The organism is Faecalibacillus sp. H12 (assembly GCF_013361255.1).
GTDB classification, from domain to species: domain Bacteria; phylum Bacillota_I; class Bacilli_A; order Erysipelotrichales; family Coprobacillaceae; genus Faecalibacillus; species Faecalibacillus intestinalis.
Window position 1 is genome coordinate 26,573 of record NZ_JABWDK010000001.1, and the last position, 26,519, is coordinate 53,091.

The 26,519-nt window shown below is 27.0% G+C and carries 38 protein-coding genes; 1 reads left to right on the forward strand and 37 read right to left on the reverse strand.

Annotated features, from left to right (window positions below):
- Positions 1-114 precede the first annotated feature (114 nt).
- The 27 genes from HUU89_RS00150 to HUU89_RS00275 form a co-directional block, all read right to left on the reverse strand.
- On the reverse strand, positions 115-1,185 hold the full coding sequence (locus HUU89_RS00150) for a hypothetical protein (protein ID WP_175300649.1): 1,071 nt from the start codon (positions 1,183-1,185) through the stop codon (positions 115-117).
- A 58-nt stretch (positions 1,186-1,243) separates the two neighbouring features.
- Positions 1,244-1,390, reverse strand: a complete 147-nt coding sequence (locus HUU89_RS00155; RefSeq protein WP_175300650.1) for a hypothetical protein — start codon at positions 1,388-1,390, stop codon at positions 1,244-1,246.
- Positions 1,383-1,772 carry a hypothetical protein gene (locus tag HUU89_RS00160; protein ID WP_175300651.1) on the reverse strand — a complete coding sequence of 130 codons (390 nt, stop codon included), beginning with the start codon at positions 1,770-1,772 and terminating at the stop codon, positions 1,383-1,385. The genes HUU89_RS00155 and HUU89_RS00160 overlap by 8 nt, the downstream gene beginning before the upstream one ends.
- A 711-nt stretch (positions 1,773-2,483) precedes the next feature.
- Positions 2,484-3,248 (reverse strand): hypothetical protein, encoded by a 765-nt coding sequence (locus tag HUU89_RS00165; protein ID WP_175300652.1) that lies wholly within the window; start codon positions 3,246-3,248, stop codon positions 2,484-2,486.
- 61 nt (positions 3,249-3,309) lie between these two features.
- Positions 3,310-3,462, reverse strand: a complete 153-nt coding sequence (locus tag HUU89_RS00170; protein WP_158556453.1) for a hypothetical protein — start codon at positions 3,460-3,462, stop codon at positions 3,310-3,312.
- 11 nt (positions 3,463-3,473) lie between these two features.
- Complete coding sequence (locus tag HUU89_RS00175; RefSeq protein WP_288651935.1) at positions 3,474-3,776, reverse strand: HU family DNA-binding protein; 303 nt, start codon at positions 3,774-3,776, stop codon at positions 3,474-3,476.
- Positions 3,777-3,856: 80 nt separating this feature from the next.
- Complete coding sequence (locus tag HUU89_RS00180; protein ID WP_117788374.1) at positions 3,857-4,219, reverse strand: hypothetical protein; 363 nt, start codon at positions 4,217-4,219, stop codon at positions 3,857-3,859.
- A gap of 268 nt (positions 4,220-4,487) precedes the next feature.
- Positions 4,488-4,925, reverse strand: a complete 438-nt coding sequence (locus HUU89_RS00185) for a HEPN domain-containing protein (protein ID WP_175300653.1) — start codon at positions 4,923-4,925, stop codon at positions 4,488-4,490.
- Positions 4,915-5,241 (reverse strand): nucleotidyltransferase domain-containing protein, encoded by a 327-nt coding sequence (locus tag HUU89_RS00190; protein WP_175300654.1) that lies wholly within the window; start codon positions 5,239-5,241, stop codon positions 4,915-4,917. The genes HUU89_RS00185 and HUU89_RS00190 overlap by 11 nt, the downstream gene beginning before the upstream one ends.
- Before the next feature lie 39 nt (positions 5,242-5,280).
- On the reverse strand, positions 5,281-5,862 hold the full coding sequence (locus HUU89_RS00195) for a hypothetical protein (protein WP_175300655.1): 582 nt from the start codon (positions 5,860-5,862) through the stop codon (positions 5,281-5,283).
- Positions 5,863-5,864: 2 nt separating this feature from the next.
- Positions 5,865-6,293, reverse strand: coding sequence for a hypothetical protein (locus HUU89_RS00200; RefSeq protein WP_175300656.1), 429 nt, complete (start codon positions 6,291-6,293; stop codon positions 5,865-5,867).
- A 92-nt stretch (positions 6,294-6,385) separates the two neighbouring features.
- Positions 6,386-7,405, reverse strand: a complete 1,020-nt coding sequence (locus HUU89_RS00205; RefSeq protein WP_175300657.1) for a hypothetical protein — start codon at positions 7,403-7,405, stop codon at positions 6,386-6,388.
- Between the two features lie 45 nt (positions 7,406-7,450).
- Complete coding sequence (locus tag HUU89_RS00210; RefSeq protein WP_175300658.1) at positions 7,451-9,118, reverse strand: hypothetical protein; 1,668 nt, start codon at positions 9,116-9,118, stop codon at positions 7,451-7,453.
- 57 nt (positions 9,119-9,175) lie between these two features.
- Entirely contained in the window at positions 9,176-10,348 is a 1,173-nt protein-coding gene (locus tag HUU89_RS00215; protein ID WP_175300659.1) for an ImmA/IrrE family metallo-endopeptidase, read from the reverse strand.
- Complete coding sequence (locus HUU89_RS00220) at positions 10,335-10,526, reverse strand: hypothetical protein (RefSeq protein ID WP_175300660.1); 192 nt, start codon at positions 10,524-10,526, stop codon at positions 10,335-10,337. The genes HUU89_RS00215 and HUU89_RS00220 overlap by 14 nt, the downstream gene beginning before the upstream one ends.
- A 59-nt stretch (positions 10,527-10,585) precedes the next feature.
- Positions 10,586-11,317 carry a DNA methyltransferase gene (locus tag HUU89_RS00225; protein ID WP_254697664.1) on the reverse strand — a complete coding sequence of 244 codons (732 nt, stop codon included), beginning with the start codon at positions 11,315-11,317 and terminating at the stop codon, positions 10,586-10,588.
- Between the two features lie 8 nt (positions 11,318-11,325).
- On the reverse strand, positions 11,326-11,634 hold the full coding sequence (locus HUU89_RS14820; protein WP_254697665.1) for a hypothetical protein: 309 nt from the start codon (positions 11,632-11,634) through the stop codon (positions 11,326-11,328).
- A complete protein-coding gene (locus HUU89_RS00230; RefSeq protein WP_175300661.1) occupies positions 11,634-12,134 on the reverse strand; it encodes a hypothetical protein in 501 nt (166 codons plus the stop codon). Before HUU89_RS00230 ends, HUU89_RS14820 begins: the two co-directional genes overlap by 1 nt.
- A 46-nt stretch (positions 12,135-12,180) precedes the next feature.
- On the reverse strand, positions 12,181-12,612 hold the full coding sequence (locus HUU89_RS00235; RefSeq protein ID WP_175300662.1) for a DUF2958 domain-containing protein: 432 nt from the start codon (positions 12,610-12,612) through the stop codon (positions 12,181-12,183).
- A gap of 49 nt (positions 12,613-12,661) precedes the next feature.
- Positions 12,662-14,224: a DUF4314 domain-containing protein gene (locus tag HUU89_RS00240; RefSeq protein ID WP_175300663.1), complete on the reverse strand. Its 1,563-nt coding sequence runs from the start codon at positions 14,222-14,224 to the stop codon at positions 12,662-12,664.
- Between the two features lie 49 nt (positions 14,225-14,273).
- The gene (locus tag HUU89_RS00245) at positions 14,274-15,473 is read right to left on the reverse strand and encodes a hypothetical protein (RefSeq protein WP_175300664.1); all 1,200 of its coding nucleotides are present in this window, start codon (positions 15,471-15,473) and stop codon (positions 14,274-14,276) included.
- 53 nt (positions 15,474-15,526) lie between these two features.
- Positions 15,527-16,786 (reverse strand): hypothetical protein, encoded by a 1,260-nt coding sequence (locus HUU89_RS00250; protein ID WP_175300665.1) that lies wholly within the window; start codon positions 16,784-16,786, stop codon positions 15,527-15,529.
- 49 nt (positions 16,787-16,835) lie between these two features.
- Positions 16,836-18,044 carry a DUF3991 and TOPRIM domain-containing protein gene (locus tag HUU89_RS00255; RefSeq protein ID WP_175300666.1) on the reverse strand — a complete coding sequence of 403 codons (1,209 nt, stop codon included), beginning with the start codon at positions 18,042-18,044 and terminating at the stop codon, positions 16,836-16,838.
- Positions 18,045-19,276: 1,232 nt separating this feature from the next.
- The gene (locus HUU89_RS00260) at positions 19,277-19,675 is read right to left on the reverse strand and encodes a hypothetical protein (protein ID WP_175300667.1); all 399 of its coding nucleotides are present in this window, start codon (positions 19,673-19,675) and stop codon (positions 19,277-19,279) included.
- Between the two features lie 221 nt (positions 19,676-19,896).
- Positions 19,897-20,577, reverse strand: a complete 681-nt coding sequence (locus HUU89_RS00265) for a type II CAAX prenyl endopeptidase Rce1 family protein (RefSeq protein ID WP_175300668.1) — start codon at positions 20,575-20,577, stop codon at positions 19,897-19,899.
- Positions 20,570-21,004, reverse strand: a complete 435-nt coding sequence (locus tag HUU89_RS00270) for a hypothetical protein (RefSeq protein WP_175300669.1) — start codon at positions 21,002-21,004, stop codon at positions 20,570-20,572. Before HUU89_RS00270 ends, HUU89_RS00265 begins: the two co-directional genes overlap by 8 nt.
- Positions 21,005-21,230: 226 nt before the next feature.
- The gene (locus HUU89_RS00275; protein ID WP_175300670.1) at positions 21,231-21,614 is read right to left on the reverse strand and encodes a helix-turn-helix domain-containing protein; all 384 of its coding nucleotides are present in this window, start codon (positions 21,612-21,614) and stop codon (positions 21,231-21,233) included.
- Between the two features lie 85 nt (positions 21,615-21,699).
- On the opposite strand from HUU89_RS00275, the gene HUU89_RS00280 reads away from it, so the two are divergent.
- A complete protein-coding gene (locus HUU89_RS00280) occupies positions 21,700-22,464 on the forward strand; it encodes a hypothetical protein (RefSeq protein WP_175300671.1) in 765 nt (254 codons plus the stop codon).
- Positions 22,465-22,819: 355 nt separating this feature from the next.
- Here the strand turns inward: HUU89_RS00280 and HUU89_RS00285 are convergent, their stop codons facing one another.
- The 10 genes from HUU89_RS00285 to HUU89_RS00330 form a co-directional block, all read right to left on the reverse strand.
- Entirely contained in the window at positions 22,820-23,245 is a 426-nt protein-coding gene (locus HUU89_RS00285; RefSeq protein WP_175300672.1) for a hypothetical protein, read from the reverse strand.
- 36 nt (positions 23,246-23,281) lie between these two features.
- Positions 23,282-23,563, reverse strand: a complete 282-nt coding sequence (locus HUU89_RS00290) for a hypothetical protein (protein ID WP_175300673.1) — start codon at positions 23,561-23,563, stop codon at positions 23,282-23,284.
- Positions 23,564-23,575: 12 nt separating this feature from the next.
- The gene (locus HUU89_RS00295) at positions 23,576-23,737 is read right to left on the reverse strand and encodes a hypothetical protein (protein ID WP_175300674.1); all 162 of its coding nucleotides are present in this window, start codon (positions 23,735-23,737) and stop codon (positions 23,576-23,578) included.
- A gap of 1 nt (position 23,738) precedes the next feature.
- Complete coding sequence (locus HUU89_RS00300; RefSeq protein ID WP_175300675.1) at positions 23,739-24,410, reverse strand: DUF2786 domain-containing protein; 672 nt, start codon at positions 24,408-24,410, stop codon at positions 23,739-23,741.
- A gap of 17 nt (positions 24,411-24,427) precedes the next feature.
- On the reverse strand, positions 24,428-24,769 hold the full coding sequence (locus HUU89_RS00305; RefSeq protein ID WP_175300676.1) for a hypothetical protein: 342 nt from the start codon (positions 24,767-24,769) through the stop codon (positions 24,428-24,430).
- 4 nt (positions 24,770-24,773) lie between these two features.
- The gene (locus HUU89_RS00310; protein WP_175300677.1) at positions 24,774-25,394 is read right to left on the reverse strand and encodes a hypothetical protein; all 621 of its coding nucleotides are present in this window, start codon (positions 25,392-25,394) and stop codon (positions 24,774-24,776) included.
- Positions 25,395-25,787: a hypothetical protein gene (locus HUU89_RS00315; protein ID WP_175300678.1), complete on the reverse strand. Its 393-nt coding sequence runs from the start codon at positions 25,785-25,787 to the stop codon at positions 25,395-25,397. It abuts the gene before it with no gap.
- Positions 25,788-25,851: 64 nt separating this feature from the next.
- Entirely contained in the window at positions 25,852-26,133 is a 282-nt protein-coding gene (locus tag HUU89_RS00320; RefSeq protein WP_175300679.1) for a hypothetical protein, read from the reverse strand.
- A gap of 1 nt (position 26,134) precedes the next feature.
- The gene (locus tag HUU89_RS00325; RefSeq protein WP_158560195.1) at positions 26,135-26,308 is read right to left on the reverse strand and encodes a hypothetical protein; all 174 of its coding nucleotides are present in this window, start codon (positions 26,306-26,308) and stop codon (positions 26,135-26,137) included.
- A gap of 19 nt (positions 26,309-26,327) precedes the next feature.
- Complete coding sequence (locus tag HUU89_RS00330; RefSeq protein WP_175300680.1) at positions 26,328-26,504, reverse strand: hypothetical protein; 177 nt, start codon at positions 26,502-26,504, stop codon at positions 26,328-26,330.
- Positions 26,505-26,519 lie beyond the last annotated feature (15 nt).

Sequence of the window (26,519 nt, forward strand, 5' to 3'; positions counted from 1 at the left end):
AATCCGTAGATTGTCTATGGGTGAAACACCCATTTGAATATATAGTTTTTCATTTCATTATTTCCTTTCTGTATAGAAAAAGACAATCTTCTGATTGTCTTTTATAATTTTATTCTATTCCCAATACTCACTAGCTCCGTATCTTCCATGACCCGGACATTTGTCATTGTATAAATTTTCATCTAAATGTTTATTCAAACCATCACTTGCCTCTTTAGAAGATTTGTATGTATCACAATACCATCCACAATCACATTTTGCCCAATATTTTGTTTTCAAAACTTTTGAAGGTTGAGATGGTGTACTTGAATTACCACCCGAAGATCCTGATGAACTTCCACCGGTATTTCCACTGCTGGATGGTTTACTGGAAGAACTTCCTGAACTTCCATGTGAACCACTATTGCTATTATTTGTTGAATTAGATGTATTGCTCTTTGAACTATTGCTGGAACTATTTCTATTAGAAGTTGTTGTGTTATTTTTAGGTTTACTTACAACAACTGTTTTCTTTTGACCAGTTGTTGGATCAGTTTGTACTTCTGTAGTAGTTTCAGTATTTTCATCTGTTGATGGTTGAACAACTGTCACTTTAAATTCTTTTTCAGTTTTATTTTTATTGACATCTTCAACAGAAGCTTTTGCTGTATATTCACCAGCAGTATTGACATCAACAGAACTATAATCTATTTGGATTTCATTTAACTGTGCTAGATCAGTTGCACTCATTAATGATTTGAAATCAAAAGTAGATAGGTCAGTTCCTTTAACGACTTCCGTATTATCAGGAACATTTAGCTCTGGAGCGGTTGTATCTTTAACAGTGACTTTGACAGTTTTTGTTTCATCCTTATATTTAACTGTTACTTTATATTTTCCAACAGCTGGATAATCTTTCTGATTTTCATTTTTGATACCATTTTTAATTTTAACATTGTTTTTAAGATACTTAACATCGTCTTTATCTAGTCCTTTTGTCTTGACTAATTGATCAAATACAGGATTATATGTTTGACCGTATTCAACAGTTACAACTTCTTTTTTCAAAGATAAATCAGGAGAAGTATCTCTAGTAACATAATAAACTCCTCCAATCAGTAAAACACCAGCCACACAACCAGCAGCGATTTTTTTTGATTTTGTATTTAAATATTTTTCAATAACATTTTGTTTCTTTTCTTCCATATTCAACACTCCCATTTTATGATTGAGCCAAGTTGGCTCTTTATTTAAATTATTAACTTTATAATTTTATTCCTGTAATACATATAATAAATGCAGAGATAATTGCTATAACTAAAATAATAGCAATTAAAAATATAATTTTGGCAAACAAATATTTAATTTCTATTTTTAAAAATATTGCTATTGGATCTTCTTCATCATTCATCTTCTACCATCTCCTCTAATATTTTTTCTAAAGCTCTTACTTTCTTCAATAATACATATCCATCCGTTTTTTTGAATTCTTTGCTTGATGTTATGATAGGGGTTGGATCTTTTCCAACAATAGCATCAGCTCCAAGTATTTCTTTACGTTCCTCTGGACTTTTACTTTTAATAAAATCAACTGCTTCTATTTCAATGATGACATCAAGCATTACCATAATTTTATCTCTTACTTCTTCATACATAGGCTGTAGTTTTTCTTTTTCTACAAAACCGTGATAGAAGCTGGATCTTGAAACATCATATTTATCCAATTGTTTTTTCAAAGAACCAGTATAAAATTTCTTAATAAGTTGAATTTTGTTATTTATAAATACGCTCATTTTCTTTACCTCACATTAGGAACACATTTTAATTTATATGAACAACTTGTTCCTTATCTACTTATATGTTATTCCTAATGGTGGCATAAGTCAAATCATATATTTATATAAAAAGGTGTTTTGATAACACACCTTTTTATAGAGAAACTATTAATGAACCAAACGTTTACTAGTATTCCTTTCTAGGAACTCCTAGTATACATATTTTAGCATACCTAAAAATCGGTTTTCTCTACTTTTTTTCCACGATTAAAATTTGAACTCTTTTGAAAGTCGCATAGAATAAGGATTTTTAATTTTTATATATTTTAAAATTTTTTTGATTCATATTTAACATCTATATTTTAAATAGAATTAAAAAGAGCCAAGTTGGCTCTTTTGAATTTGAAATATATTCTACAGGTGGATTTCTGAAAGAATATACTTTTTAAGTTGATTGAATTAGATGGTTTCTTTTGATCAACTGTATGTTGGATTTATCTATTTCTTCCAACTATAGCAATTATAGCATACCCCAAAAACGGTTTTCTCTACTTTTTTTCCACGAATGATTTTAGCAATCTTCTGAAACTAGCATAAAATAAGGGTTTTTAAAAATTAAAAAAAATAAACTTTTTTTAATATTATCAAATATGATGATGTAATTCTTATTTTTTACAATAAAAGAGCCAAGTTGGCTCTTTTAAAAAAATACGTACATAGACAAACATGTTATAAAGATTGTTCGTCATTAATTTCTTCTACTTCTTCATTTGTATGTTCTTCTTCAAAAAGTTTATCATATTTATGAGGTTCACTTACACATTCATTCATTGCATCCATCAATGGTTTTAAATCAATATCATGTGCCAAAGCAAACAATTCATTTAAATCATTTGACAATAATTTATTTAGGTCTATGTCTAATCCTAATTCTCTTTCAGCAAATTGTTGGGAGAATAGTATTGTTGTAATGGCATTTCCTTTATAGAAGGGTTGAATATCAAATAGCTTACTCATATTAAAAGAGAAAAGGGCAACTTTTTGATCTAACGAACATCTTTCGTAATAATTTTTATCAAATCCTTGAAACACTTCATTAAATGCAAGGTCAAAATTTTCTAAAGCTATTGGTTCGATATAATGCTGAAAATCATCTTTGGTTGTTCCAGCGAAGTCGACTGTTCTAAACTTTCCAGCAAAATCATATAGATCTTCATAAATAAATTTATTGATTCCTTTTAGAAAATTGATTTTGTCATCTTCAGTTTCAAGTTTTATTTGATCAAGAACATTTTCTTTTTGCTCAATAAGCATAGCAGTTTTTATCTTTACAATGTTTTCTTCTTTAATTGCTAATTTTGATTCTGATTTTATATTCAATTTATTTTTTAAAGTATTAGTATGTTTATACTTTAAATCATTAAATCTTTTTAATTGATTATCATAAGAAAAAAATGGATCGCTTAAATCCAATTTGTCGTGTTTTTCATTCATCTTTTTTGCCTCCAATTTAGTAAGTAAAACAAAAGAGCCAAGTTGGCTCTTTTGAAAATGATTATGATTTTAATTCTTCTTGAAGTAAATCATCTAATGATTTAGTTCCTTCGATATATGGTTGAAACAAATCTTTGTCCTTTGAGTATCCATCTAAAGAGCAAAGTGAAGAAGCTGTTTCAACAATTTGTTCTCTTTCTTCTTTTGTTTTCATGACCTTTCCTCCTATTCATTTACAGCTTTTTTTAATGCTGAACTTGCTTTAAAAGCAGGGGATTTACTTGCTTTGATTTCAATTGTTTCACCAGTATGAGGATTTCTACCAGTACGAGCGCTTCTGTCTCTTACTTCAAAATTACCAAATCCCTTTAGAGAGACTTTGTCTCCTTTAACAAGTGCATCAGTAATTACGTCAGCAAAGCTTGTGATTACTTTGTCTACATCAGTTTTAGTCAGTTCAGTTTTTGAAGCAATAGCTTCTACTAATTCATTTTTTGTCATTAATAAATTCTCCTTTATCTTTGTTATATAACTATTATATTATAACAGTTGTGACAATTTCTAAACATTTTTTCTACTTTGATGAATGAGCCAAGTTGGCTCTTCTGCTAGATTTCGATAATGTCATCTTGTGTTTGTTCTTGATTTAACACTTGATTTTCTTTATCTTTCAGATAATCTAAAAAGCTTTCATCATTTGCAGATAAGCATTCAAATAGATTTTTAGCAGTTACAACACGTATAGCTTCATTTATATTAATAGATATATTTTCTTTAGAAAATAATTCATGTACCTGTTCTTTAGAAATTTCAAATATATTTTCATAAAATTCTATAAATGTTGAAAGTTCATTTACTTGATTATTGTTTAAAAATTCTTTATAGCAGTCAGAAACAGCGTTTTGCATTGGGTAGTTGCTTTCACTTTGTTCTATTAATTGATCTATCAGTTTTTTTTCTAATTTATTCATGAATATACTCCTTTTCTTTGGAAATTGAAAAGAGCCATATTGGCTCTTTTCAATGATTATTTGTATTAAATTTGAATATAAAAAGCAGAAATTCTTTTTAAAACTTCTACATTTGTAGTATAGCATATGTAAATCGACAAATCCTCTACTTTTTTTCCACGATAGATAAATTATTAAATTTATATGCTATATAGAAAGAGCCAAGTTGGCTCTTTTGCTAGATTTCGATAATGCTATTTTTAATTAAAAAGGGCTAAAGTAGCCCTTTTTAAATTTCTAAATTATTTTCTTGTTCATCTTCTTCAAATTCATTAACATATTCTTTATACATTTCTTCGACATTAGATATTAAGTTTTCTATTTCAGGAAATGCTTTTACTATTTTACGTCTAGCTATTTGATAATCTAATATATATCTTGTTTGTGATTCCCAGTTGGTAATCATATCACTGTTATCATCAATATATTCAGGTATCAAATCTAACATATCATTTTTTTCAAATACATTTATTAACTGATTAATGCTTTGGACTTTTGGAAAATCTATACCATTCATAAAAAGAATGTATTTTAATGTTAGTTCAACTGATTGCTGTAAATGATAACCTGCATAATTGAGCATGATTTCATCATCAAACGATTCATAGATATTTTTTGCTAGTATTAAGTTTTCTTTTGCAATATCTAGGTATGTTCTATCGCTCATATATGGTTACTCCTGTTTTCTTTATTTCATTTCTTAAATTAGCATCTACTGTAAAATTGTTCCAGTAATCATATGCCTTTGTAATAAAAGGAAAGTTGACTCTCTTGTTTTCATCAAGTTCAAGATAAATATCGATGTCACTGTCAATGTGACAAGTAGGTTTTAAACTTGATCCAAAAATAATTATCTTTTTTATATTTTCATCCTTTTTTAATGAATTTAATATTTCTGATACATATTTTTGTTGGTTTGGGAAAATACGATCACAATGTTCAAAGGGTTGTTTTATACATACATGATATTTATATTTTTTCATAAGCATAACCTCCTTATAGATATTGTATCATAATAATTATTAAATTTCTAAATCATCGTTTTCTTGTTCAAGCTGTTCATTTTCATGTTGATTTTCTTTGATGTTTTCTTGCGTAATAATTGATGCTATTTGTTCTTCAACGATTTTCATTTGCAAAGGATCATTGATAGAAACTGGTATATCAATAATATTGAATTCATTATTTGAATTCAATAAAATACCGACTTTCCCTTCATTAATGAAATTATTTTTTTCTTTAATATCATATATAAAGATATTATCCATATCTTTAACATGCAATTTATCTAGTAAAGTAGCATACTGTTCAAGTGTAATTGCACTTTCATATACTTTACCTTTTAAATTCTTATTTAATATATGTTTTTCTTTGAATTGTTCATTAATATTTTTTATCAATTCGTTTATTGTAGATTTATAACTTGATTCAAGAAAAGAAAAGTAGGGTGAAGAAATAAAATCATTGATTTCATTTACGAATTCATTCCTGAATGATTTATCTTTTATATTTTCAATAAGATATTCTTTTAAATTTTCCTTTTCATGATTATTAGAAGTCATTAAATCTGAATAGATTTCAATAGTATTAACTAAATTATTCATGATTATAACCCCATTGATGTTTCAATTTCATCAAGAGATAATTCGTATTCTTGATGATGTTCTTCTAAATCATACCCTTCAAGTTCTTGTTGCTGAATTCTTTCAACAGCAAGATCTATGAAATTGTTGAGTTCCGCAGGAGTAATAGGTTTGACATATCCGTAAACTTTTAATGAAAGTTCGTCACTGTCGGGGGCTTTTACTTCTATCATATTAAGCAATGCTTGACAGATCGTATATCCAGTTGCTCCTTTTGCCAGAAGTACTCTAACTCTGTCAGGATCAATTAATCCCATTTGCCCAATTAAAGAGAGTGAATCAGGAATTTCTGATATAACAGATAAAAGTATTTGCATCCGTTGATGATTATTGAGTTTATAAATATTCTTTTTTAATGCAAGACATATTTCTTTGCTTCCTTTATAGTTCATACATATCATCCTTTCTTTCTATAAAGTCAAAATATTTAGTTTTCACAAAAAGAGCCAAGCTGGCTCTTTTAAAATTTGATTTCTTGATTTTTCTACATCTTTTTATTGTAAGTATTAGGTGAAAATTCAATTTCTTTATTCCAGTCAAGAATGTTGTCTAATTGTGATTGAAAATATTTTAAATATTTAAAACGTATATTGTTTGGAAGTTCTTTATAAATAATATATTTATACTGCTCTGCGTGATTGCATTCCCATTCACTAACAGAGTGTTCTATTGCATATCCAAGTCTTTCTAGTTTCAAATTGGTATAGGCATCATTGCTTCTTTGTTTTGCTAATTCAAGGCATTTGTTTGTTAATTTATTTAGAAACTTTTTATTTTCAAATAGTTGAATTGAACAGTTATATAAATCTTTAAGAGATAATGATGTATCATTTTCAAAAGAATAAGTTAGGTCATATTCATTGATTTCGTGAGGTGCGCTGATTATATCTTTATAATTTAAAATATGATTATTTCCTACTTTTCCATTGGTATATAAATTTAATTCATGCGGATAGATATTTCTTCGTAAGCTAGGAGAAAGTTCAATATCTAATTTACAATAGTCCTTTGATATATCTGAATCGTTTTTGTAAATAAAGTTAAGCGTATTGGAATTTCTAGAAGAAAGCCATATTTTAATACTGCTTTTATTATAATCAACATCATAATGTCCATTCAAAATAAAATTATTAAAAATATAGTCATTTACTTTTTTATTTGTACTATTATTTTTAATAAAATCTACTAGATCCTGTAAATTTTTTTCAAGAATAAATTTTGATGTATTTCTTCTTATTGGTGTAAAAATAGGGGAACCTAATTGATTATTTTCTTTATCAGCTCTTGCTATTTCGCATATATTGATAGCCAATTCTAAATATTCATTGTAATTTTCTATATATCCTACAAGACAATCATTTAAATCAACGATTACAAAATTTTTTTGTATCAATTTATTCATAAGATTGACCGATAATTCTTTTTCATTTGAGCTATATGATATTTTAGCAACATACAAAGGTTTAAAAGTGCTAGTTGATGCAGTTGTATAATTTATTTTCATAGCTTTTCCTTCTTATAATTTAGAAAGAGCCAAGTTGGCTCTTTGTTATATTTCTAGTTCATATTCATCTTCTTGTTCTTCATATTGATTATTTTCTTCTTCATTTATAACTTTTTCAAATACTTCATGCATAGCTTGTTTTTTAATTTCTTCACAACGAGCAATATCTCTATGAATTTCATGATAACGTTTATTTATTTCTTTAATTTCATCTAATTTATTATCTAAAATTAATTGAATACTAGAGGGGTTTTTCATCAATTTAAAAGGCAGGTCTTCAAAGAAAGAGAGAGTTTGAATAATGTTGTTTTTATCAATTTCATCATATGCCATATCTAATTGAGATACCCGCTCGTTATATATTTCACCGAGTTCTTTTAATGATTTTAAACTATTGATTTTTAATTTAGCATCTTCATTTTCTAACAGTGAATTTAAATAAGTTCTGATGTTTTTTTTATGAGCTATTTCATTCATGACATCTAGTTTTTCATTTTCTAGTTTATGCTTTTTTATAAATTGGAAGAAATGTGTTTCTTGATTTAGAAAATCTTTAAGTTTAGTTTTATTAACATTTATTTGTTCATCAAGTTCATTAAGTGTGTTGTTTATTTCATCATTACTTTTGTATGCTAAATCTTTTGGAGAGATATTATTTTCTGATAATTTCATTACATCCTTATTATGGTTTAATAAAAATTTATAATGTGCTATATCTGTATCAATATCCTCTAGATTTACAGGCTTTAAAATACAATAGCTTTTTAAATATTCTCTAAAATCTTCTCTATCAAAATTTAATAGTTTGTAATCAATTTTTTCATTTTGAACATGTGAATTTTGAAAATAGTCATTGTATTTAGATATGAATATTTCTTGGGATTTTGTTATCTTATACATGTCGTTGAAATAAGAAGCGATAAGTTCCTTGTTATTTTTTAGCATATCTGCATTATCTAATTCAACTGAATATTCAGCAAATAGTTCACGTAAATTTTTTTCTGCTTCAGGGTACAGTAAATAGGTATCCTTAATTTCATTTTTATATAGTCTTCCAACATTTTCAGGTAAATGTGTCAACCTAAATTGTTCACAGGTTTGTATTTCCCAATTTTCAACATCCATACCACCGTTTGATCCATACATATATTGGTCATAGGCTTCACCAGCATCATATTCGGCAATTTCTTTCATGGCATTTATTACTGCTGTTTTTACATCTTTATCTAGCAAAATTGTATCATCTGTTCTTTCAAGTAAATCGTTTGGTAATTTAGGAGGATATTTGTCTAAATAATCTTTTATATAATATAACACATACTTTTTGGTTGGTTTATTTTCTTTTAATAGATCTTCCATTTTTTCATTGATCATATTGAGTCCTTGTTCATCAACTTGTTTATATTCAAACAAAGGTATCTTTTCTATACGGTCATTATCTAGGTATTCAATCCATATATCAGTATCAGAATTCGCTAGGCTGTTTCCCAAGCGGTCACCTTCAGGATAACTAATAACAATTTTAGTTTCATTATTAGAAGAAAGACGAATCGTTTCTTTATCTTCAATATAAAAATCTGTAGAGTTTTCTATGAATTCATGTTTGAATTCTTCGCTGGGGAAAAGCTCTTTGATACGTGCAAGAGCAACATTTTCATTGATATTAGATCCTTTCAAGGTAGATATTAACTTATTTATTTTTTTATTTAACAATTCATTCATTTTATTTTTTCCTTTCCTGATAGATTTAAAAGAGCCAAGTTGGCTCTTTTAAAAACTCATTTCAATTTCATCTGTTTCTTCAACAATTTCATCTTCTTCTAAAGAAGTTTCTTGTTCTTGTTGTAGAGTATATTCTTCAATGTATTGATTCATTTCTTTAGCATGACTGTTAAATTTTGACATGACATTAGTTGAAAGTTTTTCAATATCCAATGATATATCTTCATGAGATTTACCAGCGTTTTCAAGTTGTTTGATATATGAGTTATAATTACCTTTTAGATGTGACTTTAATTGGTCATCTAACTCAAAGCCATACATTCCTAATGACATTGTAGCAAATATATCCGCTTCAATTTCTTTTCTCTCCGTTGTAAAGAGGATATTTGTATTTTGTCCATCTTCTTTCTCACTTTTTTGAGCTTCTAGATTATGATAAAATGCGTGTCCTAGTTCATGCAGCATAACATAGATTTTTCTAGTATCTTCACAAATGGTATTGATACAAATTGCATTTGATGAAGGTGAAAAGAATCCACCTAACGATATTGAATCCAATTCTACCTCTTCTATAGAATAGGGGGTTTTTTCATTAATGTAATTTGCTATTGCTTTGCACATAAAGTTTGCTTTTTCATCCGCTATGCCAACAGAGAAAATTTCTGGATATTTTTCTTTTGGATAGGTCGTTTGCGATATATCAAAGACAGTTCCTTTTCCAAATACAAGTTTTTCTTTTATATCATACTCACCAGCCTTAGCTTTTTCTTTAATTTCATCACATGCTTCGGATAGGGCAACAGCAACATATTTTGCGTTAGTACTCAAAATAGTGTCTCTATAATTATCAGTAAGCTTTTGATACTTTATAACAGTATCTTTATCAGCGATAATAAACTTTTTTGTCTGTGGAACAAGAATACTTGCTCCGTGTGTTCCTTTTTTCGGATAGGCACCCATTTTGATCCATGATGCACTTGATTGGACAAATGTAGCATGAGGGTTTTGTTGAAAAATCATTGCGGTATTTCTAGGTGAATAGTTATAGAATCGTGATGAAAATAGAAAGTATTCTATCATCTTGTCTTGGTCGGTTCTATAATTATCAAAAATATCTCTTATGGCTGTTTTTGACAGTTCTTTAGTTTCTTCAACCTGTTTCTTATACTTTTCAAGTTGTTCTGGAGTAGGTGTCCATTTTTTCTTACTATTCTTCGACATCACATAGACCTTCTTTCATTAATTTTACAGTCATATCTTCATCAAGTTCCTTTACAAGTTCTTCATCAACTGTATCAGAGATATTAATGATTTCCTCAATATAACCGATGGCCATTGTGTCAGTATTTCCGACATAGCTTACATTTCTTTTTAAATCTTGTTTAAAACATACGTACATAATTATTTCCTCTTTTCTTTTTTATTGATTAAAGTTAAAAGAGCCATGTTGGCTCTTTATTATAATTCTATTTCAATAGTATTTTCTTTATCTTCTTGAACTGTATCATTACTATTATTTAAAATGTTTTCTTTCATCTTATCATAGGTTTCTTCATCTTTTTCTATAACAATTACATTACGATTTGTATTGAGAGAAGCAATAGCAAAATTCCCTGAACCGCCAAATTGGTCTAAAAGCAATTCATAAGGCTTTGAAATGCAATGAATAATATCTTCTAAAAGTTCAACTGGTTTTTCGGCAGAGTGTATTTTTTCTTTTGCTTTTGCTGGTTGATAGTCAAATGCGGTAGGAAGCATTTTAGATGTTCCAGACATATAGTGAATTTCTAACCCATGTTTTTCTAATATATCTCTAACTTCATAAGAACTTTTACCTTTTACATCTAAATTGTTTTCTCTTGCAATTTGAAGATTTCTTTTTTGATTTAATCTCAACTCTCTAGGTTTGCCATTTGAGAAAATCATGACATCTTCACAGTTGCTTGATTTTCTACCAGTATTGCTTACAAAAGTTCCTTTTGACCATGAAACCTTAGAGTAATATCTAAATCCAGCATCTTTTGCCATTTTTTTGATACTGTAGAGATATTCCATGTTATCTTCATTTTCTTCTGGAAGAAATTCAACAAGGAAAGCTCCCTCTTTTAATACACGTTTTTTTTCAGTAAAATCATGTTGTTCATATCTAAAAAGCTCATATTTTGCAAAGTTTCTATTTCCTCCTTTCAATGATTTAACTAGTGAATAGGGGTGATCCGTAACAATGCATCAATGCTTTTATCAGGAATACTGCTTAAATCTCTACCATCACCATTTATTAAAAGACATCTTGTTGCTTTTCCTTTAATTTGGGAAGTTACTTGATATACACCTCTACTTATTTTAGAAAATATTCCTCGTTCAACACCTTCATAGATTCTAGCTCTGACAGATTCATCATTGACTTTCATATCTTTGACTGTATTAATAACTTCGGTTGCTTCTTTAATTGTAAATGATTCATCTTCATAAAAGTAGTCGAATAAATTCATTTGAATAGTGTTCATTATTCTTCAACTCCAAAAACTTTATATAGATGGTTTACAAATTCATTGCTCTCTTGTTTTTGGTAAATAAGATGCAAATGAGGTATTCTATCATGTTGGAAAAAGTGGGGTACTAATGCACCTTTTCTTTTATTCTCTTTAAGAAATTTACTGTATTCACTTAAAATGAGTTTATATATTTCATCAACTTCATCAATATTGTAATTATTATCTTCATCTTCAAAATCAATGAGAACTACTGAATAATGTTCAGGTGAAAAGTTATCTTCAAAATCTTCTTTATTAGAATCATTGAACTCTTTCAATGCTTTCTTTCTATTATCTAATTCAACCATTGAAAAGATTTTTTCTTCATCTTTAGTGCCATCAAATAAATGAATATTACCTTTCATTATGTAATGTTTATTGTAATGTCTTTCAGTAGTTGCAAACATATAGGCTTCAAAATAATTTAGATTTCCTTTTAGTGGGTAATCATTATTAAGTAGAATGTTTATCATATAGGTAGCTCCTTTCTTTGTCAAAAAAGAGCCAACATGGCTCTTTTTAGATTTCTATTTCTTCATTTTCATAGACTTCATCAGTTTCTTCTTGCATATCTATTAAAAACTGAGGTACTTCAATATCACTTAATTCCATAGCCTGTTTTAAATTACAATGTTCTGGTAAATGTATATCTCTTTCGATAGAACCTATCGTAAAAGGAATACCATTCAGTTTTGCTTTTATTTCAATGCTTTCTAGCTGTTTTAATGTAACATAGCCAAATTCGGCATCATGTGGATTACTTAATTGTACATATCCAAACATTAAATAATCTCCATCTTCCTGTTTGTCTCCTTCAGTAATAAGCCATGTACCATGTCCGTATGGATTATAAAACTTTGCAATTACTTCAGCATCAAGTCCTTTTCCATCTTGACTGTATAATGGATATTTTTCAAATTTTTTTTCAAGTTCTTTTGTTAACAGTTTCATTTTGTAGTCTCCTTTATAGATGAAAATGAAATGAGCCAACTTGGCTCTTTTATCCTAAATCTATATAAAATTCTAATTCATCTTCTAATTCCTGTTCTTGTTGATTATCAAATATTTCTTCAAACAGATTTATTTTTTCATTATTACCATTTACTGGTATGATTTTATATTCAGTAATCATTTCTAAAGTAACATCGTCAGGAACATATTTATACATACTTCCATAGCATTTAACTACAAGTTCTTGTTCTTCGTTAAAGAATAGATCAACACCTGAATGGATGTCGGCTGAATTATAAATATTATTAAAGACATCATGAAGCTTATCAGTATAACCATCAATCATCTTATTTTTATGTCCTAAGTCGGTGTATTCTGGTAGAACATAACATTTATAGTTTTTTAAATGTTCGTTGATATACATTTCAAAGTTTTCAATTTCTTTATTGTGTTGCTGTTCGGTTTTTTCATCAGTTGCATCATAGAGTTGAAAACTTGTTACATAGGCATTGCCATTGATCTCAGTTACTTTCATTTTTTGATTGTTTTTTTCTATAAAGCTTATAAAACTGATATTGTCATTTTCGTATTGGTTGTTTTCGACCTCATATAAAAATTGTTCTTCTGGCATTTTTAATACTTCGATTGCTAAATTCAGCCATGTTTTAAGTGATTCAATGGATTCTGGGTCATCAATACTCATGTAATTATTATTATTGTCTGCAAATTGCAAATATTCATCTACGATCTTTAATCTAAAATCATTGACTGGTAAATCTTCATTAGTTGAACTGTAATCATTCCAATACTCAATAATCATAGGAGATTCATAAGACTGTATTACAGTATGTTTATTGTAATGGGCATCTTCTTTAGCATCTTTCATTATAGCATTGACATAATTATCGACAGTAAGTAGACCATCATGATTTAACTTGTAGAACTTATTAATAAATTCTTCATTAGAGAGTTCTATAAGGTCTTTGGTTTTTTCTATTGTCATAGATAGCAAACACATATCATTATCGGCTGTAGACATATTAACCGCATTTATAAGTAGGTTATGCATGATTTCATATCTAAAATTATTGGCATTGTCACTTACGATTTCAATTCCTATATCTTCAATAGATGCAAAATTTGAATTACCATATAAGATTTTATCTACAAATTCATCATCTGACATATCATGTATTTTAATAACATCTCTAGTCCAGTTGATAAATTGTTCATAGCTTTCTTCTTCTTTCTTTCCAGCATTTGCTTCAGCGTGATAAAACCATTTTACTTTGATTTCTTTTTTTAATTCAGCAATGGTAGATTCCTTTTCAGCTGATTTATCAAAATTGTCAATATATTTAATTTTTCTTTCAAAGGCTTTTTCAATTGTCTTTTCATTGATAATTTCAAAATCATCTTCATCATATAGAAGTGCAAGAGAACTTCCATTTTCCCATTTAACATGAATTTGCCCAGCATCATCCACGTGATCAACAATACCCTGTGTTCCTCTTGGAACAGGATTGTAATTATCTTTCATATAATTTAACTTGATTTTTGTTCCTTCAGGGTACATCTTTTTTATTTGTTCAATTTTACTATTTTCACCCATTTTTTTATCTCCTTTTATTGAAATAACTAAAAAGAGCCAAGTTGGCTCTTTATAGTTCTAGTTCTTCATCTTCTTCAATTACATCTTCGATATTGTAATCATTATCGTAGAATTTATCTAATATATCATTGTCTGACATAGAGTAGACTGGGCATTCAAGGTAATCAATGCCATTAGATTGATATTCTTCATTTTCATACAGTCCAGCGATATATTCGCTTAAATCTTCTAATGTAGTCCTTTTACCAGCTTCATCATCAACGCTCCTATATATTACTTTTGCATGATCAACAATCTGTTGAATGTTGTCATACATAAGATAAGGATGATTTTCTTCCAAATAGTGTATCGTTTTATACTTTTCATAATCCATTTTCTCTGCGGTCTTATTTGCATAGACTTGTTTTGCCACTTCCAATCGTTGACTGTAAACAAGAGAATTTGACCATTCACCTGTTTCATCATTTATATCACAAGCAACATTGTAATAGTTAGACACTTCATTTTTTAAAAGCGCAACGTGATTTTCATTATCACGCATTATCACTTTAAAAGGAGTACCATTATTAAAAATAATATTTGGACTTTGCTTAGTATTTAAGCTAGATATTAATTCTTCTGTTTCAATGTCACAATATGAGGATAAGTCATCTAATACACTTTGATGTTCAACTAGCCAATTAGCAATTTTATTGTTTAAATTAAGTCGTCTGCTTGATTGTTGTTTATGAGGTTTAAAGATATATTGTTTATCATTTTGTAAACAATCAACGATTTTATCTAGTTCTTTATAAGCACTTAAGTATATATCTTTAATCGCTTTACCATCCTCTACAAAATCTTTTAGATCATTAGCAGTTAAATTAAAATCTGGTAAATTTGATAGAGCAAATTCATATGCATTAAACTTATCATAAGTTCGTTTCATTTGAGATTTTAATTTTTGAACAGATTCAATTTTTGTATAATCAAAAGTTATGTCCGTGAAATCATTTATGATGGTTTCGCCTAAAGGTGAAGTAAATTCAGTAAAAATATCCACACCATTTGCTGAATATGCCCATCCTAATCCGTCTAACGCTTGAAATACTTCATAAAACCTTGAATCATTGATATACGAATAAGCTTCGAATTCTGTTCTGAATTTTTCACTATATGTTTTATTATCGTCACCTTTTTTCATTGTTACTGTATATGGTTCATTTTCATATTCATCGTATGTTCTATTGATAGTATAATAAGTATCCATTTTTTATCCTTCTTTCTATTTATATAAAAACAAAAGAGCCAAAATGGCTCTTTTTAAAGTTCTATTTGATTGTCTTGTTCAATTTCCTCTGTAATTTCATGTTCAATGATATTATCTTGATAAAGAGCATCAAAATAATCCGCTTTAAATACTTCTTTTGCAAATTCAAGATGTTTTTCATTGTAGCAAGTAAAATCACGATCCGCTGCTAGGGTATCTTTTCCATTACAAGTTACTACTTTTGGAAAATTTTCATGAGATTCTTTGACTTCCATATCTTTGTTTTCATTAAATATATTTTGAAAATAATTATTTTTTAGATCATGATAATCACCAAACTGGCTATATTCATCAATATAGCCAATGTTATAAATTGTCCTTAAATTAAAATCAATTTGTTTTGTATCTTCATCATATTCGCAATAGGTAAGCATATCACTTGCTTCAAGAAGAGAAATAACATGATTGAATTCATTGTTATCAAGGTGATATTGTTCTTGAATATCTTTTTTATCACATATCCAATTACACGAAAAAGATTTTTCCATTGCACGATAAATAATCATGTCTTTTACATAGGAATAGTACAGTTCCATAGAATCTTGCAATGTAACGTTCAATGATTCTAAACTTTCTTTAAGATTTGTAGCATCATCCATAAAATATTCTAAAGGATGTACAGAATTTATTTTTTCATATCTTTCCTTTGCCCATTCGTTGATGTTTAAAGATTGGATTTCATCATGTATTCTATTTTGAAGATTTTTGATAATATGTGTCATTGAATCATGAGGATCATCAATATCTATTGAAAGCCATAGCCTTTTGAGATTACTGAAACCAATACCTAAATTTACTGTTTTATTATCAATATAACATTTAACATTATCTTCTTTTAACTCATGTGAAAGTACTTTTATCTTTTCTTGAATACTATTTTTGTTTAGAAGCTCATAGTCTAATTTATCGTTTATTTTAGAAAATTCTTCTTTGCTTATCCTTTTTTGAATTAGATCTTTTAATGATTTAGTTGTTTTTCTATATCCACTATTAGTTTTAGTTCTAGTAGTAAGTTCATTGTTATCTAAATCAAAATTTTCAATAATATCACATTTTGTTTTTTTCTTTAATGAATTCATGAGACTATTTATTTTATCCTGATCTTCAATACATGAGAAGAAATATATAGAAAATTCATCATTAGAGTAAGCTTTACTTACAGCGTCAACACCAAATTCTTTAGTTAGTTTTAAAAATTCTTCTTCATATTCATTTTTGAATAAAATACTGTTTTGTGTTTCTTTATATTCCATTTAAATGTTCCTTTCTAATTAATGTAATAAAAGAGCCAAGTTGGCTCTTTTACAAAGTTTGTGCATCATGTTCATTGATTTCTTCATTTTGTTCATTTTCTACTGGTTCAATTTTTGAATCATAACTATCGTGTACTTTTAAAACAGTATAACGTTCAGGGTGTTCTTTCATGATTTCTCTTTTTCTAGCATTTTCTTCATAATAATGTTTTACTTGCAAAAGCTGGTTAAGATCATTTATTTTTAACTGTTCATGTCCTTTAAGGTTGAATTTTACACTTTTAATATCAAATGCTTTTTCTTCAATACTTTCATTTTCTGATATTTTAAAAAGAGATTTATTTTTATATGCTTCAATTATTTTATTGGAAGCTGTTTTTCCAGCATCATCTAAATCAAGCATTAGTCTTATTTTTTTAATATCTTTAAGTTCTTCATTATTTTTAAGATTGTATTTCAAAGTTGATAGGGCACAACCACAACCTGATGATGCAAGGATATGAGCGTTAGGATTATCTTTGGTTAAAGTAGCATAACTCAATCCATCAATTACTGCTTCAGTAACAACCAATGTATCTGTAGGGATAGGACATTTGTAAAAGAATCCATTTTGCTTATTTGAACCATAGACATCTAATTGAAATTTAGTTTCTCCAGTTCCTCTTCGACAACCAAAAACAGGCTTTTCTTTGTTTTCTAAATCGTATGATATAAATACAGCGTTATGGAAAGTATCTTCAAATAACAAATGCTTATTTATTAGATCCTCAACCAAATCTTTATCTAAACATCTTTTATGTGTTAAATAATCAATTACTGTTTGATTATTTTCATTGGCAATAGGTAGAACAAATTCTTTTTGTCGATATGTTTCTTCAAGCTCTTCATCATATAAATAAATATCCTTATCAATTCCATCATATTTTGTGTAATAAAAATCTAAAAGTTTAGCAAGTCCTTCAGCTTTAGATAATTGATTGTACTCACAATAAAAGTCAACCACATTGAGAGGTTGACTTCCTGTTCTTGCATTCCAAAACACTTTGTTTGATTTTAAATCAAATACCATTGAACTATGTTCTTTTGCTTTCAAATATCTTTGATTGCTTCTAGCACGTTCCATATTAAGATTTAAAATATTTGTTGCTACATCTATACAACGAAGATTTGATAAAAGTTTTTCTACATTCTCTTTTCTAAAAGCTTTTTCATTAATAACATGCTCATTATCCTGAACTAATTGAATGGTCTCTTTCATAGTAAGTATCCTTTCTTTATTTCTAGATAAAATAAAAGAGCCAAGTTGGCTCTTTTATTTATTTGGGAGAGGACTCAATAAATGAGATTGATTTGATTATAAACGAACTTGAAAATATCATTTAAGAGTCCACAAAGTTGAAAGGTCATTTACATAACTTTCAACTATAGATATTTTACTATATATAAATAACTGTTTTCTCTACTTTTTTTCCACGAAAAGTGAATATTTGCTGAATATCGCTGAATATTTTGAATATTTTCTATAATTTTCTTCTTTATACCAAAAAAGAGCTTGATGACAGCTCAATCTTGGATTTTAAAAAAGGAAGTTTTTATCAGTTAAGAATGATGATTACAAGACTTGATTTTTAATCTTAACTAATAAAAATGGAATATGAAAAAATCAAGTTGGACTATGGAGAAATCCAACCATCTGTATAATAGCACTAACTGAAAAATTATTTCTCAACTTTTTTTCCAAAATAAAAAAGAGCCAACTTGGCTCTTTTGAGAAAAATTGGGAGGGTTTCTATGATTATAGAACCCTTGAAAAGATAAATGTTTAAATCAACTGCTAAATTGATTTAACATAGTTAAAAGATTGCTGTTCTTTTAACTATTATTAGTATAGCATACGGTAATAAATAAAATCTCAACTTTTTTTCCACGTAGTTTAGAAAAATATTTCAGATTTTATGAAATATATTATTATTGTTATAATTTGTCGAAATATGGTTTATATTATGATATAATTTTAAAGCACTTAAGTGCCTATGGAGGATCTAGCATGTTAAAACATCATACTAGGAGACTAGCATTGATGTGACTTTAAGAGAGGATTAAATGGAATATTTAGTTATTCTTTATTTAATTCTAGTTATTACCGCTTTTATATTAAAGTAGTTTTAACTGCTTAAGTCTATTGATGCTAGTATCCAAAATAGCGAAAAAGGAAGAACGGCAATTCTTCCTTTTTCATTTAGTCTATTAATGCTAGTCCAACGACTACACATATAGTATAGCATATTTAATTTAAAATAAAAGATTTAAAAATAAATTTAAGAATTCATTCATACAAGTTGATAGTAGAAAATATTATTTTTATTAATTTTGAGAATATTGTTTATATTCAAAATAGTGAAAAAGGAAGAATTGAAGTACTTCCTTTCTCTTAATACACTTTGCTAGTCCAATGACTGCACCAATAGTATATCATAATTATTCAATTTTTTATTTCAATTCTATAAAATAATTGTCATAACAGTACATGGCAATATTCAAGATTGTTAAACTTTGTTCAATAGTTTTGATGAAGTTTAACATATTATAACCATTGCTGTAAGTCATACCAGTAATAAGGGGAATTAGTATAATTGAAAAAATCGTTGAAACAGACACACAAAAAAATATCATTAATATCGACGTGTTAAAGTATCCTTTTTTTAAATAATCTTTATACATATCAGCAAGTAAATATAATATTATTAAGTGAACAATATATGCTGGTATACTTTGCTGTGCAGGTTGAACAGGATAATCCTGAGAATACACAACAAATAATGATACTATTAGACTAATGATAAAGTTTTTTGCAAATTTAAGCATTAATATCCTTCCTTTCTTTTTCATTAATTAGCTTAATATTTAGTTTTTATTTTCCAAACTTCTTACTTATAATATATTTCATGTATTTTTCTGTGAAGTCTTGGACAGGTTTCATATAATTTTTTTAAGTTTTCATAAAAACACTCCTTTCTTTTATTAGCAATATACAATAAAGCATTCATTTGTTATACCCATGGCATTTAAAAATAAAAAAAGAGCCAACTTGGCTCTTTTTGTTTATATGATTATATTGTAATTATTAATGATAATGTATTTAATAACATATGGATTGCTATAGGTTTCATTATATTATAATTACTTTTTATATATATTGTATTTGTGATTACATAAAATATAAAATAGTTGATCAATGAAAATATAACTTTGTAATTTAGTGCTGTAATTTCAGTAATACAATGAAAACTGGCAAATAATAAGGCAACTATGATTGTTTTAATCGCTTTATGTTCTTTAAGAAATTTGGTATTTTTAAATATTTGTGATTTAAATAGTAGTTCTTCAACAAATGGCAATAATAATATCGTGATTAAGCCCATGATATAAGGGTGTTGAGCAAATAAAATACTAATAATGTTATTATTTACAGTTGTTTGTTTAAAAATAATTACTGATAGGAATGTTAAAGCAATATTGATTACAAAAATAATAAATGTTGTCACTGCTGTTATTAATGCTCCTGTACCCAATACTTCGTTGATTTGTTCAATTATATTATCAAATTCTTTTCTTGAAATCCTGATCATAAAAAAGAAAAGAAACAGAGATATGATTAATCGTGTGTAAATTTGGTATTTTGAAGGAGTAAAAGATATAATTAAACTCCCTACAAATAAATATCCTACAAAATATAATAATATTGAACTGAATACTGTATGTTCTTCTATAAAATGATTAATTTTATTCATTTGATGGCACACCTTCATTTAAAATTTTTTTAATTCGATTATCGGCATATGTTGCTATAAGAATAGGCGGGATTATTAATCCAATATACAATATACCTTCTAGATCAAAGGGAACAAGTGCGTAACCATTAAATATTATTCCTAAAGAATTTCTGGGAATTTCATCAGGATTAAAATAATTGATTATTAAATAAATATATGTCATGGTAAATAAGCATGTTCCCAATAGACAACCAAATATTTGTAGAGCTTTAATGGCAGTCAATTTTAAAGAATTTGTTTTATTTAATTTATATATAGAATAAGCAGTACGTATGACTACATATAAAATTGCTCCAGCAATAATTATATATGTAAGGTAATTTGTAACTTTCTTTAAAGATAAATATGTTGGAGTAAACACATCTTCATTAGTTAAGATAGTCATTTTTATTTTCCTTCTTTCTTTATTTCTTAGTTAAATTTTTATATATGTTAATGAAGTAAATAGAGTGTCAAAAAGAATACAATATTACAGAATAATAATGTTAAAATTCTTTTTATTAGAAAATTTGTCCATAATGGTTTTCTCTTGATCGTAACTATAGATACTAAAGCAAAGATAAAATCAATAATTAGTAATAGTGTTATTTGTTGATTTGGATTCATTTTCATTATTCCTCATGCCATAAAAGCTTTTGACCGCAATTTGAACAATAATTCATTCCTAATTGGACATCTTGTTTACATCTAGGACAAATTCCTGTAATCCATTCTCCAAGTAAGGGATTACCACCGTAATGAATTTCATTTTCATCTTTAATTTCAAGTGGTATACATGATTGTATATTGACTTTGTAACCACATAATTCAGCAAATTCCTGTTCATTAAGATCAAGTGCTGTTGCTATCTTTACAACAGTTGAGATTTGGGGATCTTTTCGTTTACTATTAACGATATTCCAAATGCTTTTGTTTTCTATACCAGATAGTTTACTTAATCTATACATAGAAATATTTTCTTTTTCCATTAGTGTTTTCAAAATATTTATATTCATAAAATTTCTCCTTTAAAAAATATTTGACAATGGTCATATGCCCACTATATAATACTTTCATATTTTTATGAAAGGTGGTATATCCATGGATTTTTTTATTAATAAGTTTATTCCTGTAGCTGGTTTTTTTATAAATGTATTTATAGCTATATTAACTTATAAATCTATGCATCCTAACAAAGATGATAAGAGTATAGTAGATATTAAAATATTACAAATCAATCCTGAATACTTTTATAACTACCAAGATGCGCAATATTCCAAAACAAAATGTATTTCTAATGAAGATAATACATATAGAAATAAACGTTGGCTCATAAATATGGTTTATTTTATTTATTTAGCTACAATATGTATAAGTTTCATATATATGTATTTATCAGTATATGATTACACTGATTTAATGTCATTTGTCTCAAGTTTAAATAGAATGACAATTGGTCAAATCTTGAATATTACAAAAATATGTCTTTTTTACATAAGTTTTTCAATGTTCGTTTATTCCTTATTTACTTTTTTGGTTTTCTATAATAGAAAGGCAAGTGTAATTAATAATATTATTGCAATGAAATATTATGTAATCAAATGTATATCTGATATATCTTCTTTAGTGATTATTAACGATTTAACAGTAATTAATATTAATGATACCTTATCATACTTGATATATCTTATAGCTTTTTTAATATTGGTGCTCTTTCAATTCACATGGTTTGATTATTCGTTAAAAAAAGCATTTCTAGATTTAAAATCAAGTACTTACATACCTGAAAAAATGTATCAGTTTTTTAGTTATTTTCCTGTTTATCTTTCGCCAATTGTTCTTTATTATTTAATTAAATTAGTTTAAGTGAACTAGGAAAACAGGCACTAATGATGACAAAATGAACATTATAAAAATATTAATTATTAGTGCTCTATTAATTTTAACTAACGTAGAATATGTAATTGTCACATCCGTTTTTATTGTTATTGCTTTGTATATCAAATATATGCTTAAAACAAAAATGGGAATTATAGCAATAAATGAAATAAATAGATAAGCTTTATAGATTGAAAAAAATAGTTCGCACATCATATCTTCCTCTTTTCTTTATTTATATTTTCTCTAATCCTTTGCTTCTTCATATCCGCACAGTTTAGCAAATTCATGTTCATTAAAATCAATTCATTTCTCTTTGCTATAAGTTTCTGCAATTCTTTTTCTAAAATGTTATAAATTTGGTTAAAATTTTATAGATTACATAAGATAATAAAATCATTTCAAATATATTGATTATTGATAAGCTACTTGATTTAAGCTTTTTAGATATTTTTTTCCATAAAGGAAAGCAGATAATAAGTAATGGGATTGCTATTACTATCATTAAACCAAAATTTTTTATACTAGAACCAGCCATATGGATCATATAAATTGGCATCACGGGAGAAGTGGTGTTTTGTTTGCTTAATAGAACATTTCCTATTACAACCATGTTAATTATTATTAAAGCTAAATCTATAAAATGAAGAATAATAATTTTTATGTCTTTATGGTTATTTTTTCTTGTTTCTTCCGTTTTAAATATGCTCCAAAATAGGAATATAATTGATAGAGCTATAAATATATAGGATAAAATTGTTTTATTCATTTAAAAACTCCTTTTTAATTACATTGCTAATCTCCTTTAAAAAAATCTTATTACTAAATAGAAAATACCTATTGAAGTTAGAAACATAAAAATAAGAGGTAAATATTTCTTTAATAGTTCTTTTATCACTGGTTCTAAAATCATATATAATATAAATAGTATTGGAACAGGCATCATATAACGTGATAAAGTATGTATTAATAAATCATTGACATAAGAATCACTGTTATAATTCATTGCGTATATATTTATTACATAAAAAAGAATAATTGATAAAATTAATAAAATTAATAATTTAAGTGTTTTTTTGTTTTTCATAACGTTTCTCCTTTATTTGATATGGTTTGATTTTTTGAAGTTACTTACTTCATTTTCAACTTTTTTTAGAAGCTTCTTTTCTTTTTCTAAATCTTTTTCATTTGCATTAGGTCTTGTTATATAAAACTGAAGCGCATGTTTTACAATTTGAATATCTTTATAATAAGTTGACATTTTATTTGATTCCTCTTTTATCGCTAAATTTATATTTGCTACCCATAGCAACACCTAACTCATAGCCCTCATTGTTATCTCTTTTAAAATGAGATGTATTAGCTTTAACGTTTTTTTCTACATATTCTTTAACAACAGGGTGTAGATCAATAATTGAAACCTCAAACTTTTCCTCTTCTTTTAATTCTATAAATCCTTTATCTAATTGAGTTTTAATTCCTAAAGCAAAACCTTTACACCAATTTCGTTTAAATATTCTAAAATCCACTTCACCTATATAACATTCTTTTAAATCTAATAAAGTATCTTCCATATAATCAAGTATTGGTAATGCAATTTCTTTACACAGTATAATATCATCCTTAAAGCCTATAATTCCTAAATTCGCTTTTGAATTTAATTTTCCGATAAAAAAAGCTTTAGTTTGACAATATTTTGCTATATGATTTAACGTCCAAATTAAATAAGCTGTATATTTTTCCTCAAAACAATATTGTTCGACATTTTTAGAAGAATTGTCTTTTTCAATAATATCTTTTCTTTCAAGCTTATATTTAAACATTAGCTTTTCAGCACGATACGCTGCTAACTGAATTTCTTGATCAGAAGCTGAAGGATCTTCAGCAATAGCTAACAATTTTTTTATTTTTCTAACAACGTCATTCAATTCCATAGTATCACCTCAATTCTTTAATTACTGTGTCCCTGATCATTGTTATGTTCCTCAATTAGTTTTCTTTCTTTTAATTTTTTAGCAATTTTTAAATATTTATTTAGTTGTATTATAGAGTAGATAAGTATTACTAATTCAATAAGATAAACAATAATAGTACTTACTAAACCATAAATCGAAGCTATTGAACTTTTACAAATACTTGATGCCACATTTGATAAAAGGACTAAAACAATAGGGTATGAGGAATCAATCATAATTTGTTTAGTATTTTTGGCAATAATTATTAATATACAAAGCAAAATGAACGTATTCGCTATTCCTAAACAGGCTAGAAAAGTATCTGATATTTCTTTCATGATATTACTCCATATTTTCTTCATTAATTCTTGTCATAAGATATTTATAGATTGATTCATGATGATGTTGATCATAATAATCGCTAATATAACTGTCTATGATTTTTCTTGCTTCTAATTTTTTTAATTCTTTATGTTTGTTTTCATATATTTGATAGAAAAGACTTGTTTCTAAAGCGGTTCTTTGTTGATCAAGAAGCATATCATATACAAGAAGAATCTCTTCATCATTCATATTGTTTAAATTTCTTGCAATATTAACACATTTATCTATTGAATTTTTTTCCATAATTTTATTTTCCTCTTTTCCTGTATGTTTATCTTCTTTTTCAAAAGAACTTGTTTTTGTTATTGCTAATTCGTCACATAGTTCTTTTGAATGTTGTAATTGTAATTTAACAATTTCTTCAATTTTTTTATTTGATAAGCTCCTATATTCATAAGGTAATATTATTTTTTGTACAATAACCATATGTGCCTTGTTTCCATTTGCACTGTTTACTATGGTGATGTTATAAATATATCCACCATTAATACGAACAGCTATTTTTTTTGTATATTCAATTAGTAGATCTAAAACACCATATTTCGCACAGGAAAATTGTGTAAAAATGAATTCGTCCATTTAGTTCACTTCCTTTTCAAAAGAGCCAACTTGGCTCAATTCTTTTGAATAAAATCTTCCAGCTTCAAATGGAACTCTATCTACATAAGTTGAACCGTTATCACTTTTAAAAATATAGGCATAGAATTCGCCATTAAGTTTATTAATAGGTAAGATCCAGCAATTCTGTAAAACATCATAAATAGGGGTATATTCCACTATTTCATTTTCATCTAGCGAAACAAATTGTTTAACATAATTCATTGCTGAATTGATTACATTTTCAAGTGCATCAATTTTTTTATCTTTTGAATCATCTTCATTGATAAAATTAAAAATGACATCAAAATCTTTTGTAAAATCTTTCACTGCTTCAATAGAAGCAACAAGTTCGATTATTTCTTTTTCACTCATATATTTACTCCTTCTTTAAATTAAACTTTGTATAATAGAATTACTCATAAATAGTGCTCCTTTTCTAATAGATACTAAAGTCACGAGCATTAGAAATTTCTTGATAAAGATTTAGAACTTTAGGACTAGTTTCTTTTTTGGCATCTTCTAGTAGAAAAGGAATATCAAACCAATTTTCCATTTGTGACATAAGATTTGCAAGTTCATGATTACGTGCTTCTGTATTCTTATAAGTAAATTGATTTCCATAATCCTTTTCAAGTATTTCTTTGAACTTTCGTTCAATGATTTCAATTTTTTCTTGTTTTCTATGTTGTATTTGTGCAACACTGTGTATTGATGACATGTTATTTTCCTCGCTTGTAATAGATTGTTTCAATTAAGATAATTAACTTTGATGTAACGGTATCTAATCTTCTTCTTTCTCTTTTTGTAATACCGTTAGTTTCATCATTTAATTCTTTTTTTAGCAAATCCAATGCTTCATTTAAGTTTTCTAAAGATTTTTCTTTGATCTTCATATAAATCTTCTCCGTGTAATCAGTCTAGAAATACAGTTATTTCATACGGACATTCATATTCATTTCCGTATTGATCAAACTGTGTTATAGGATTCTTTTTATTTATAGATAATTGATAGTGCAGACCGTTCTTTTTACAGCTTTTTTCTTTAGAATCTCTATCAGCTTTTTTTGAAAAGAAATATATATTTTTCATTTTTATGATTGCTCC